Raw genomic sequence first — 12,140 nt, 5'->3', positions numbered from 1 at the left:
AAACAGCGCGCATAGGCAGCTGGGAGTATGACATTGACACCGGAGCACTCCACTGGTCAAAGGGCATGTACCGCCTCTTTGGTATACCGGAAGGCAGCCCGGTAAAGCCGGAGCTCTACTTGGACTATGTGATAGAAGAAGATCGTCCTGTGGCGGAAAGAATAGTGCATCACTTCCGGGAAAGTCAAGAGCCTTTGGAGGAAACCATACGCATCAGACCCAACAGTCAGGTAGTCACCATGAGGGTAAAGGCTGTCCTGCTGCGGGACAAGCAGGGAAGGGGCAAGAAGACGCTGGGTGTTAACCTGGACATATCCGAAATAAAGCAACTGGAGCAAGAAAACCTGGAACTTCGGCTGGATCAGCAGAAGGGCCTGTTGTTGGCCATACTGGAGGCACAGGAAGAGGAAAGAAGGAGAATATCGGAGTCCCTGCACAACGGAATCGGCCAGCTTCTGTTCGCAACCAAGCTAAACCTGGACCAGGTAGCGCGGCAAGTGCCGGAATCAGCCGTCAAACGTACTGAGGAACTGCTGGCAGAAGCTATCAATGAAACCAGCAGGGTTTCACATGAGCTCGTCCCGATTGTACTAAAGGAATTCGGTTTAAAGGAAGCCCTTCATGATCTGTGCAGGAGGTACGACCAAAGTTCTTTTCAGGTATACTGTCAGGTGGAAAGGCTGGAGGGGCGACTGGAATCTTACCTGGAGTTAGCCCTTTACCGCATCAGTCAGGAACTGGTCAACAACATTGTTAAACATGCACAGGCTACGGAGGCGAGCCTTCAGTTCTCACGAAAACGGAAGCAGATCGTATTAAAGGTTCGCGACAATGGCAGAGGCTTTAGATACAGGAAAAGCGAAACAACCGGATTGGGGCTAAGGACGATTGAAGACCGTGTAAAGCTCTTAAATGGTAGCCTTACCATCACCAGCCCTAAAACTGGTGGTACATTAGTAAGCATTAAAATCCCTGTAGAAGAGTAACTTCTACAGGGATTTTACCTGCTATAGCCCTTCTTCCGCAGCCAAAAGACAGTAGCTTTCTACAAGGCTTAACAGGTATGAATTTGGAAACACTTACAGCATCACCTTATTACCCCCTGTTTTATCCCCAAGGTATCCTGGTTTTGAGTTTGCTTCAGGACCCTACCAATATGGGGAATTTATTTTCTGACCATCTGAATAAATGATCAATTTTTTAGCTAGAATAAATCTAACGGAAGTGTTTATATTGCTGCTATAACCTCTAAACCGCTTTTATGATGATAGACTTCCGTCGGCTGTTTTCTGTTTTCTTTTTGGCATTTATTTCCGCCAATATCTTTGCCCAGAGCACCGTCAGCACAAAGTTAGAACCGCAGCAGTACCAGGACAGCGTGTACCTGGCAAAGAATTATGAACACCGTAAAGTAATGGTTCCGATGCGCGACGGGGTAAAGCTATACACCGAAGTGTTTGTTCCCAAAGATGCTTCCGGTTCAAAGAAGTATCCTTTCCTGATGACCCGCACGCCTTACAATGCCACCCGTATTCAGGGGCGGTTGTACAGTAGCGGCTCTTTTGCCAGGCTGGCCCGGGAAGGGTTCATTTTTGTGGAGCAGGATGTACGCGGCCGCTGGCGCTCAGAAGGTGAGTTCTCCCATGAAAGGCCCTTGGTAGACAATGCCAATAAGAAAAGGCAAAAACAACCCGACGAAGCCACAGATACCTACGATGCCATTGACTGGTTATTGAAAAACGTAAAAGGCAACAATGGCAATGTTGGGGTGCACGGTGTATCGTACCCGGGCTTCTATAGCACCGCTGCCGCTATCAGCAACCATCCGGCTCTAAAAGCAGTTTCGCCACAAGCCCCTGTTACCGATTGGTTTGTAGGCGATGATGTGCACCACAAGGGCGCTTTCTTCTGGATGGATTTTTTCGATTTTCTGCCCCGTTTCGATCAGGACGAGCCCGACAAACCCGCTACCCGCACGTTTGGTGTAACTGATAGCAAGAACCGCGACAACTATGATTACTTCCTGAACACCGTGCAAACCCCGAAGCGCGCAAACACTGAGTTCTTTAAAGACAGCATCCCGTTCTGGAACGATATTCTGGCCCATCCTGATTATGACTCCTATTGGAAAAGCCGCAACCCTTTGTCGCACGCCAACAAGCTGAAGCCCGCTATTTTAACAGTGGGTGGTTGGTATGATGCCGAAGACCTGTTTGGTGCCCTGGAAACCTACCAGAAAATTGAGAAGCAAAACCCGAACGCAACAAACAAGCTGGTAATGGGGCCCTGGTGCCATGGGTGCTGGTGGTCTGATGCGAAATCGTTGGGTGATATCAGTTTTGAACAACCTACCGGCCAATATTACCTCGACAGCTTATTTCTGCCTTTCATGAATTACCACCTGAAAGGCCAGGGCAACGCTCCCAAGCTAGCCGAAGCCACCGTATTTGAAACCGGAAGCAACGAGTGGCGCACCTTTGAGGTCTGGCCACCAAAAGCAGTTGAGAACAGAAACCTATACCTGCTTCCGGATGGTAAAATCGGGTTTTCGGCGCCCACTGTAACCAACTCTTTTGATGAATACCTTTCTGATCCGGCCAATCCGGTTCCATACCAGGGGCAAGTCCACCGCAAGCGTACCCGTGAATACATGCTCGACGATCAGCGCTTTGCCTCCCGCAGGCCGGATGTACTCACGTATACATCTGACCCTTTAACCGAAGACTTAACTCTGGCCGGCCCGGTTATAGCCGACCTGATTGCCAGCATAAGCACCACTGATTCCGATTTTGTAGTAAAACTAATTGATGTGTACCCTGAAGACACCCCAGATACCGTAGCCGCCGAAGGTAGTGATGCGGTTATGGGCGGCTATCAGCAACTGGTACGTGCCGAGATATTGCGTGGCCGCTACCGAAACAGCTTTGAGAAACCAGAGGCGTTTACACCCAATGAGCCAACCCCGGTTAAGTTTGAGGTGCCTGATTTGCTGCATACCTTCAAAAAGGGGCACCAGCTAATGGTGCAGATTCAAAGCTCCTGGTTCCCGCTCGCTGATCGCAACCCACAGCAGTTCATCAACATTTACGAGGCAGATCCGGAAGATTATATCAAATCAACTATTCAGATTTATCATGATGCCCAAAGGGCTTCGCACTTACAAATAAAAGTGCTGCCGGATTAAACATGACATTATAACAGTTTGCTGGAGAGAATCCATTTGTCCAGCAAACTGTTATAGCGCATTGAGGCTCCTGCTTCCAATATGCTACATTATTGAATGATTCATGTGCTTGAGTAAAAGCTCTGAGGCTGTCCGAAAAGTCGGGGCAGCCTCTTTTTTGTGTATTGAATTTATCCACCCTCCCAGCGCAATTTTAAACAATCAACTCTCATGAGGTAGCATTTACCTTTTCGGACATCTTCAATGAGTTTATTTGCTCAGTCAACATTCAACTAAAGCTATCAGGCACACCACTGCATGCTATTCGCTTCTGCTATAATTGAACAGCATGCAAACCTACCATATTCTGCTCTGTGAGATAGCCCTGGTAACCGAAACAAAAAAGAAAATATTTGCTTAATACATCTTAATATATATAATTATATATATTTGCTTTTCAATATAATTGCAGCACCTCATCTCTGCAAGAGAAAATTGTAAGTAATTATTTTTAGCACGCAACGTAAGCCAACAGCCCATATTAGCACATGAAAACATTCTTGCTTTATTTGCTCTCTTTACTGCTGACAGCAACAACAGCATTTTCACAGGAAAAATTTAACACTATCACTGCGTCACTGGAAACGGTGGGGGAAACAGCCACTGCAGGCAATTTTATGGCTGCAACGAACAACCGGAAGAGTAGCATTATTTTTAATTCTATTCGCCCCTTAACTGTTAAATACAAAGGCTCTCCCTGGTTTTTGATGGTAGTGGATCTGCCTGATGAAAAACAGGTGGTGCACTTTACACAGGAGCAGTTGGAGGCGCTTCAGGCTATTGTGGCCGCCAAAGACGGTAAGACGCACTACCTGGAGGTCACCAATTTTTTTGAGGTTTACGCCGCCAAAGGCAAAGCCGAGATTAACCAGCAGTTTCTGAACAATGTACATTTCGCCATCAGCAAGAAGCACTGGTACAGGAACAATGCGGTATTCATGGTTAAGTCCATGTTAGTTAATGACCAGCATGTGATCAGGTTCCAGCTGCCTTTTGCCAATAACGCAAGAATTTGCAGGCACGTAAAGGCAATACACCACCTGGAGGAAGAGTATTATGAGGCAACACCCGCAAACTTCCTGAGTCTCTTCGTCTCCCATGCATCTTCTGGCAACATTCGTGTAAGCGCTAACTGATTCTATTGCTAACTGAATGCTGCGCATAAACCGGCTCCTATTGTTATAAGCGAAGAGAAGGAAATACAGCAGCCACTTTTGCAGAGCAGCTGCTGTATTTAAACCCATCACATATTATGTCCAGTACAAGATAGGAGCATTTGGAAAGCGACTCTTTAACTCGCTCTGGAAAAAGCTGCGCAGTGAGCTCATAATGGCTGCAGGATACACATACTTTTTGCCGCCAAACTTATTGTACTTCATGGAGCGGTTGCTTTCGTCAAAGTCCAGAATGGTGTTCGGGTACCACTCCTGCAAAATGGCTTTGGAGCCTGCCGTAAACCGGTGGCTGATGAGCTCAAAGGTTATTTCACAAGGGAAATCCAGTGTCTGCTCCAACCTGTCCAACAAATCTGTATACTGCTCCTCCCAATCCGGAACAGGCATAATGGGTGCAATCACCAGACCTACCTTGTAGCCCCCTCCTCCTTCTGCCCTTGGCAAAGCCAGTTTACGGATAGCTGCCAACCGAGCTTCTATAGACGCTGTGCCTCCTTCCATTCTTCTGGCGATAAAGTCTGTATTGATACTGATTCTGGGCTGCGTGTTATCGTTGTGCGGTAAGGCCAATAGCCCGTCCACCTGGTCAAATTTAGAGACCCAGCGCAGGTGCATATTTTCCTGCTCACCAAAGAAACGCATAGTCTCTGCCAGGCTCCCTGTCAGGTGCTCGATACCTAACGGGTCAGTATAGCAACTTGCCTCAAACGTGGTCACCTGGTTTGCTTTTTTATACTGAAGCAGGTTCTCCAGGATGGTCGGTAAATTAGCAAAGGTTCTGATTACAGGCGGCCCCTGCAAACTGCCCGCCAGGTAGCAGTACTGGCAATGGGCAGGGCATCCTTCCGCCAAATGGAACTGCCAGTCAGCGGAGGGCGGAATAGGTTGTAGTTTGAGGGCACTGGGCGGTGCTGTTACAATAGCCAGGGTGCTCTTTGCCTTTCGGTACGTTTCCCGCTCATCTTCGCCGCGCAGCCCTGTAAGCCGGTTATGCTTCAGCTCCTGCACAGGCAAACCTAAACCCTTCACTCGCTCATAAATTTGCCTACCCCAAGGCTCCTCCATCGCGGCTGGCGTGATAAGCACCTGCCTGGGCATCCATAGCTTTCCGGAACGCTGACTTGTCTTTATAACTGCTTTCTCCTGAACTGCTTCCATTAAATATATCTCTCTTTTAGGTGTGGTTTCAGCACAGCAAACAACCTTACAGCAGGCAAATCTGGTGCTATAAAAGAAACATATTCACCCGCTGTTTAATTCAGAAAAAATCTTTTATTCAAACACATAAATCACTGATTGTCAATGACTTTAATAATTATTTTACATGAACATTAAAGGTGGTATGGCTGTTATAAAAACGTATGCAAAAACTAAATCCATCTACTGTTTTTTACACGCCTGACGCGCTGAATGAGCGCGGGAAAAAGGCCTTACTCGCTTATCCTGAGGCGGTACATCAGGAGATAAAACAACATAACAGGCTGCCTGAATTGGAGGGAAATCATTACCAGGTAAAATCGAATGTGCTGGTCCTGGGGCGCCTGAAAACACTGGTATGCCGTGAGAGCGGCCGCAGTTCAGATTTTATATCGCCCAGCCTTGCCAACGGTTGTATGGGGGCATGCGCCTACTGTTATGTAGACCGCAACAAACCTGTAAACCCCATCACGCTTTTCACGAACACAGAGGAAATACTGGCAGCCATAAACAAGCACGTGCAGAAGCAACCCTGGCCGAAAGTGCCAAACCAAACGCATCCGCAGTACTATACCTATGACATTGGCTGTAATTCTGATGTATCAGTGGATGCTGCGCTGTCTGACAGCGTAGCGGCAACGGTGGCTTTTTTCAGACAGCACCCAAAAGCGTTTGCCACCTTTGCCACCAAGTTCGTGAATGAGGAGATGCTCACGTATGACCCACAGGGCAAAGCCCGCGTCCGGTTCAGCCTGCTGCCTCATAAAGTAAGCAAGCTGGTAGATGTACGAACGGATACGCTGGAGAAGCGGCTGGCTGCCATTAACGACTTTTACCAGGCAGGCTATGAGGTGCATGTTAACTTTTCGCCGGTAATTGTGCATGAGGGATGGCTGGAGGAGTACAGGGAGCTGTTTGAGCAGTTGAACCAGGTGGTGCACCCCGAGCTAAAGAAGAAGATGAGTTGCGAGGTGATTTTCCTGACGCATAACCAGTGGCAGCACGAGGCAAACCTGGCTATCAACCCGAAGGCGGAGGACCTGATCTGGATGCCGGCAATACAGGAAACGAAGCAAAGCCAGTTTGGCGGCGTTAATGTCCGGTACCGCTACCAGCTAAAGGCAAGATGGATCAGTGAGTTTAAGCGGTTGCAACAGGAGGTTATTCCCTGGTGTGACATACGCTACATCTTCTAATTAAAGCTGCTTCACCAGCCAGCCTCTGCCTGCATTTATGCTCGCAGAGGCTTTTCTTTTTAACCCGGCTAAGTATATCGTTACACCAAACAAAATGGCCCGCCTGCGGGAGCGATGGTATATCATGCGCTCCCGCAGGCAGGCCATAGCTATAAGGCTGCTGCTTACTTCTGCACCTGCTCCATGTTTTTAAGCCCCAGCACTTCGCTGGTATGCTCTCTTACCTCCTCTAGCAACTGGCCATTTTCTCCAAGCGACTCTCCGTAAGACGGTATCATCTGCTTTAGTTTGGCCTGCCATTCTTTAGAGTTAACTTCATCTTTAAAGCAGCGGCCCAGCAGCGTAAGCATGATAGAAACCGCCGTAGAGGCACCTGGCGAGGCACCAAGCAATGCGGCGATAGAGCCATCGGCTGCACTCACTACTTCTGTTCCAAATTCAAGCACACCGCCGTGTTTCGGGTCTTTCTTGATTACCTGCACGCGCTGTCCGGCCCGCTCCAGTTCCCAGTCTTCTCTTCTGGCATTCGGGTAATACTCCCGGAGTGCCGCCAGGCGATCTTCCGGCGACTGGCGTACCTGGTTGATGAGGTACTTGGTAAGCGGGATATTTTTGATGCCTGCTGCCATCATGGGGCGCAGGTTACCGATTTTGATAGAGCTAGGCAGGTCAAAGTAAGAGCCTTTCTTCAGGAACTTGGTTGAGAACCCGGCATAAGGGCCGAAGAGCAACTCCCTCTTTCCGTTGATCATCCTGGTATCAAGGTGCGGCACAGACATAGGTGGCGAACCTACTGCAGCCTTTCCGTATACTTTCGCCTGGTGCTGCTGAATCACATCCGGGTTTGTGCACTTCAGCCACTGCCCGCTTACAGGAAAGCCGCCATAGCCTTTGCCTTCCGGAATGTCCGATTTTTCGAGCAGCGCCAGGGAACCGCCGCCTGCGCCTATAAAAACAAAACTGGTATGTACTTTACGCTTATTCCCGGATGACCTGTCTTTTACCTTTAGTCGCCAGGAACCATCAGACTGCCGTTTCAGCTTGCGGACCTCATGGTTGAAATGAAGCGTTACGCCTTCCATCTGTTTCAGATGGTCAAACATGCAGCGTGTCAGTTCCCCAAAGTTTACATCTGTCCCTATGTCCATGCGGGTAGCAGCCACTTTCTGTGACTTATCGCGGCCATCCATAATGAGCGGCATCCACTCTTCCAGTTGCTCCGGGTTTTCAGAATACTCCATCCCTTTAAAAAGGTGGCAGTTTGTAAGGGCAGCATAGCGCTTGTTGAGGAAGTCAACGTTCTTTTCGCCCCAGACAAAACTCATATGGGGTGTACTTCTGATAAAGGACTCCGGGATCTGGATAAGGTTATTCTCTATCAGGTAAGCCCAGAACTGCTTTGATATTTCAAAAGACTCCGCAATGTTAACGGCCTTGGAGGTCTCTATAGAGCCATCGGGGAGCTCTGGTGTATAATTTAGTTCGCAGAAGGCAGAGTGGCCTGTGCCGGCATTATTCCATGCGTCAGAGCTTTCTGCCGCCGCCACATCCAACCGCTCGAAAATTTCTATGGTTATATCAGGTTGCAGTTCCTTAAGCAGCACGCCCAGTGTGGCACTCATAATACCAGCACCAATCAGCACTACATCAGGACCTGTCTCTGAAGAATTTTTACGCTTCATCATAATGTATATGTAGGTTACAAGAGAATATTCTGTTTCTTAAACTTCGTCTAAAGAATATTACGGGTTTTATTTAACTATGACATTAAAACAGCTCTAAATGCAGATAAATAACCGAAAAGCAAGGCAGCAAAAAATGTGCACTTCTTTGCTAGCTCCGCTATAGCAGCAGCAAAGTGACATAAAAGCATGCTTAAAAGATCATTTTTCTGAACTGCAATACGCACATCGAAAATCTGACTGCAGCTTTTCGAGCGCGCCAAGCGCTGTTATTCTATTTTAAAAGAACCCTTGCCAGAACCTGGAAGCACGCACATTTGCCATCAAACAAGAGGGCAAATGTGCTCCAATAGCAAAAAAAAGCAGGTTTTTTATTTGATTAAATAGAACCATAGCCTTGCACAGCCAGAGCTAACCTTTGTGCTATAGAGCTACTTTACCTATTGTAAAATGGTTGTGCTTTGAGACAAAGGCGGCTGTCATTTTTTCATGCTTTTTACAAACTATGTTTAATCCAAAATAACCTTTTAGGCTTTGATTCAGTAAGATTAGCATGGCAATATTATCATATAAGCGGCTGACTATGCTTTGCCAGCATACAGTTAAACAACAGCCTGGAACCTAAATGTATAAAACTATGAAAAACATAAGAGTCTACTTTATGACACTACTCATATTGCTGACCTTTACACTGAGTAGCTGTGAAGTAGTTGGTGATATTTTTAAAGCTGGTATGTGGACAGCACTCATTATCATTGTTATAGTTGTGCTGATAATCGTGTGGATTTTCCGGAGGTTTACTGGCAGATAACGAGAAAGTAGAAAGCAAAAAAGACAGAAAAAGGAGCCTTGCCGGCTCCTTTTTCTGTCTTTACCTTTCAGAGCTCTACACAAGAACATAAGGAACTAAAAAGGGAGCCCTTGCCGGCTCCCTTTTTACCTGTATCAAATGCGTTGTTTTATTTTGCTCGCTTCGGCATTGTTCCTAAAACATAGTCCCAGAGCGGAGACGATACGCCATAAGCAACACTAGGGTCTTTGTAATGGTGGATGCTGTGATGCACCCAAAGCGTTTTAAGGAAATTCTTAGGTGGCGCATACGCATGCACAGCATAATGCACAAACAGGTACATGGCGTAGCCAAACAGCAAGCCAGCCAATATACCGAACACGAACTGCCCGAAAATCAGTTTAAAAACAAAGAACAACAAAGAGGAGACAAAAACGCTCACGATAGGCGGCATAGCCAATCGTTCTTTGTCTTTCGGATACTCATGATGATTGCCATGGAAAGTATACTGTATGCGTGCTTTTGTAGGTGTATCCGTCTCCATATGGAAAAGGAAGCGGTGGGCGATATACTCGAGCAGCGAAAAAAGAAGCCACCCGGCAATAAACAAGCTGATAGCTTCTACTACACCAATAAAGCTGTAAGTGATGCCATAGTAAATCAGCCCAATAGCAAAAATCACGAAAATAGAAATTGGAAGGGCAATATGTGTTCGGGTCAGTCGCTCAAGTAAGGGATTCTCGAAAATCTGAGCGCGTCCTTTGTGGTTAGGTCTCATAGTTAGATTTTGCTATACTTATTAATGCTGCAAAATTACTTAATTTTTTATTTACAAAGTGCCTGTATAAGCACCCTTAGAACAGTTTAACGAGCCTAGTCAGTTATTGTTGAGCAAATGTTGTAACTGCTCTACGGAAATGGCCGGCCCTTTTAGTTGAATGTTAGCCTGTTCATAAAACTGCTTACGGAGGCTTAATGTTTTGGCTAAGAAAGAACTGACCTCTTCTTCCGACTTGCCTGCCAGCAGTGGCCGCACCTGTAAATTGGAGGCCAGCAATCTTCTGGATATTTCTTCTACCGGCACATCTAAAAAGCAACTTACCCCGTGCCTGTTTATAAAGTCTATATTATCGAAAAAACAGGGCGCACCGCCTCCTGTAGAAATGACGGCATCATCGTAATCCAGCACCACCGCCTCCAGCGCCTCCCGCTCCAACTCCCGAAACCGCTCCTGCCCCTCCTGTTCAAATACCTCTGCTATGCTGCGTCCAACTCTCTTCTCCAGGTACTCATCTAAATCCACAAAGGCGTAGCCTAACCGCTCCGCCAGTTGCCTGCCTAGTGTGGTCTTGCCACTCCCCATCATACCTATCAAAAAGATTAACATCTTTTTTAATTACGAATTATGAATTATGAATTATGAATTACAAATGGGCGCGCCCGCCACAGCAGTTGTACTTCGGCCAATAGCTTTACTCGTTCTTCGTGCTTTGTTCGTTTTAACGAAATACGAACAACGAATAACGCTTCTACTCCTCCTCTGCCAGTGCTTCCTGCACTTCCTCAATATCGGGTGTGTCGTTGTGGTGCCATTTGCCTTTCACGGTGCCGTCCTGCAGGAGCAGGAGGCCGGGATTAGAGCGGATAATGGTTTTAAGTACGGTGCCATCCCCATAAAAGTACGGAACGGCGAGGTTCACCTCGTGGCGGAAAGCCTCAAAGTCAGCGCCGCTGCTGCTCGTTATCGCCAGCGGTGTGATTCCCTGCTGCTCCGCCGCCTTCACCAGCTTGTTGATTTCTTTGAAATTTGTCTGGTCTGCCTTCGTCACATCCTGCACCAAAATCAGCAGTTTATTACCTGTTAATACCTCCTGCGTAAAGTCTCCCTCGTCGTTCCACACATTGAAGTCTGTAATTTTGGGGCCATCCTCCGGGTTGATCGCCACCATCTGCTTAAAGGTATAGCTCTCGTCGGTAGGGTACTCCTCAAACTCCTGCTCCTGGCCATCTTTTGTCATAATATATTTGTAGCGCAAGGGTGCTGACGGCTGCATGAGGGCAGGTATGTTGTTGCCCACTTTATAGGCGCGGAAGTCGATGTAAGGCAGGTGCTCGTACGCATACCACCCTACCATAACAGAAATGGCTGCCGTTATGATGGTGATAACAGCCCCTGTTGCAGGCCGCACTAAAGGCGGGAGGTGATGCTGCGTAAACAGCAGAATGATGATCATCACCAGCAGCACCAGGTCTTTTGTGAAGGACTCCCAGGGAGTGAGCACAATGGCATCGCCGAAGCAGCCGCAGTCGGTCACTTTGTCGTAGAAAGCGGAGTAGAACGTCAGGAAAGAGAAGAAAACGATCATCAACAGCAAAAGCACGAGAATGGTCTTCAGCTTCCAGCGCACCAACAGGGCTACGCCCAGCACAATCTCTGCCGCACTCAGGAAGATAGACAGAAAGAGGGTATAGGGTTCAAATGATTTAAAGATGGGCGAAATGTCCGTAGCGAACACTTCAAAATACTCTTCTAATTTTATAGCGGTGCCTACCGGGTCATTGATTTTAATCAGACCCGAGAATATGAACAGCACTCCTACAAAAAGCCAGCAGAATTTGCTTATAAACTTCATTACTTACTTAACAATACAATTTGATACTTACAGTTCTGGGGCCAATCATCCCTAACCCTCCAATGCCGTCAACTTAAGAAAACATTTGCCACTAAAATCTCCCGACGCCCTTGCTGTGTCTTTTGACCATAGCCGTCAGGCTAAGGATAAAGTATATCATTTGGTGATGGTTTTAGTAGCCCGTTCTTGTCTCTTCTTTTTTCTTTCCTGCCTATCCTGATTACCCTTCTGAGCACTTTCCAAA

At 47.3% G+C, this 12,140-nt stretch carries 10 protein-coding genes; 5 read left to right on the top strand and 5 right to left on the bottom strand.

Going from position 1 to position 12,140, the window contains the following annotated elements; all coding sequences use genetic code 11:
* The 3 genes from DXT99_RS26310 to DXT99_RS26300 form a co-directional block, all read left to right on the top strand.
* On the top strand, nucleotides 1-986 hold a 986-nt coding region (locus tag DXT99_RS26310), incomplete at its 5' end, for a sensor histidine kinase (protein WP_115568584.1).
* Nucleotides 987-1,261: 275 nt separating this feature from the next.
* The gene (locus DXT99_RS26305) at nucleotides 1,262-3,184 is read left to right on the top strand and encodes a CocE/NonD family hydrolase (RefSeq protein ID WP_115568583.1); all 1,923 of its coding nucleotides are present in this window, start codon (nucleotides 1,262-1,264) and stop codon (nucleotides 3,182-3,184) included.
* Nucleotides 3,185-3,711: 527 nt separating this feature from the next.
* Entirely contained in the window at nucleotides 3,712-4,359 is a 648-nt protein-coding gene (locus DXT99_RS26300) for a hypothetical protein (protein WP_115568582.1), read from the top strand.
* Nucleotides 4,360-4,473: 114 nt separating this feature from the next.
* On the opposite strand, the gene DXT99_RS26295 is transcribed toward DXT99_RS26300, so the two are convergent.
* Complete coding sequence (locus tag DXT99_RS26295; protein ID WP_246001066.1) at nucleotides 4,474-5,556, bottom strand: spore photoproduct lyase family protein; 1,083 nt, start codon at nucleotides 5,554-5,556, stop codon at nucleotides 4,474-4,476.
* 203 nt (nucleotides 5,557-5,759) lie between these two features.
* On the opposite strand from DXT99_RS26295, the gene DXT99_RS26290 reads away from it, so the two are divergent.
* Nucleotides 5,760-6,791 carry a spore photoproduct lyase family protein gene (locus tag DXT99_RS26290; RefSeq protein WP_115568581.1) on the top strand — a complete coding sequence of 344 codons (1,032 nt, stop codon included), beginning with the start codon at nucleotides 5,760-5,762 and terminating at the stop codon, nucleotides 6,789-6,791.
* 164 nt (nucleotides 6,792-6,955) lie between these two features.
* Here the strand turns inward: DXT99_RS26290 and DXT99_RS26285 are convergent, their stop codons facing one another.
* A complete protein-coding gene (locus DXT99_RS26285; RefSeq protein WP_115568580.1) occupies nucleotides 6,956-8,476 on the bottom strand; it encodes a malate:quinone oxidoreductase in 1,521 nt (506 codons plus the stop codon).
* A gap of 634 nt (nucleotides 8,477-9,110) precedes the next feature.
* On the opposite strand from DXT99_RS26285, the gene DXT99_RS27285 reads away from it, so the two are divergent.
* Nucleotides 9,111-9,284, top strand: coding sequence for a hypothetical protein (locus tag DXT99_RS27285; RefSeq protein ID WP_181885284.1), 174 nt, complete (start codon nucleotides 9,111-9,113; stop codon nucleotides 9,282-9,284).
* A gap of 148 nt (nucleotides 9,285-9,432) precedes the next feature.
* Here DXT99_RS27285 and DXT99_RS26275 read toward each other — a convergent pair whose 3' ends face one another.
* The 3 genes from DXT99_RS26275 to DXT99_RS26265 form a co-directional block, all read right to left on the bottom strand.
* Nucleotides 9,433-10,041: a sterol desaturase family protein gene (locus DXT99_RS26275; RefSeq protein WP_115568578.1), complete on the bottom strand. Its 609-nt coding sequence runs from the start codon at nucleotides 10,039-10,041 to the stop codon at nucleotides 9,433-9,435.
* A gap of 99 nt (nucleotides 10,042-10,140) precedes the next feature.
* On the bottom strand, nucleotides 10,141-10,650 hold the full coding sequence (locus tag DXT99_RS26270; protein ID WP_115568577.1) for a shikimate kinase: 510 nt from the start codon (nucleotides 10,648-10,650) through the stop codon (nucleotides 10,141-10,143).
* Nucleotides 10,651-10,792: 142 nt separating this feature from the next.
* A complete protein-coding gene (locus DXT99_RS26265) occupies nucleotides 10,793-11,896 on the bottom strand; it encodes a BT_3928 family protein (RefSeq protein WP_115568576.1) in 1,104 nt (367 codons plus the stop codon).
* Nucleotides 11,897-12,140: the final 244 nt, after the last annotated feature.

Source organism: Pontibacter diazotrophicus (assembly GCF_003367245.1).
Lineage (GTDB): Bacteria > Bacteroidota > Bacteroidia > Cytophagales > Hymenobacteraceae > Pontibacter > Pontibacter diazotrophicus.
This window is presented reverse-complemented; position numbering and strand designations above follow the sequence as displayed.

Bases quoted from the DNA above. Each gene is read 5' to 3' on its own strand.
- DXT99_RS26305 (WP_115568583.1), top strand. From the start codon at position 1,262: ATGATGATAGACTTCCGTCGGCTGTTTTCTGTTTTCTTTTTGGCATTT.
- DXT99_RS26300 (WP_115568582.1), top strand. From the start codon at position 3,712: ATGAAAACATTCTTGCTTTATTTGCTCTCTTTACTGCTGACAGCAACA.
- DXT99_RS26295 (WP_246001066.1), bottom strand. From the start codon at position 5,556: ATGGAAGCAGTTCAGGAGAAAGCAGTTATAAAGACAAGTCAGCGTTCC.
- DXT99_RS26290 (WP_115568581.1), top strand. From the start codon at position 5,760: ATGCAAAAACTAAATCCATCTACTGTTTTTTACACGCCTGACGCGCTG.
- DXT99_RS26285 (WP_115568580.1), bottom strand. From the start codon at position 8,476: ATGATGAAGCGTAAAAATTCTTCAGAGACAGGTCCTGATGTAGTGCTG.
- DXT99_RS27285 (WP_181885284.1), top strand. From the start codon at position 9,111: ATGAAAAACATAAGAGTCTACTTTATGACACTACTCATATTGCTGACC.
- DXT99_RS26275 (WP_115568578.1), bottom strand. From the start codon at position 10,041: ATGAGACCTAACCACAAAGGACGCGCTCAGATTTTCGAGAATCCCTTA.
- DXT99_RS26270 (WP_115568577.1), bottom strand. From the start codon at position 10,650: ATGTTAATCTTTTTGATAGGTATGATGGGGAGTGGCAAGACCACACTA.
- DXT99_RS26265 (WP_115568576.1), bottom strand. From the start codon at position 11,896: ATGAAGTTTATAAGCAAATTCTGCTGGCTTTTTGTAGGAGTGCTGTTC.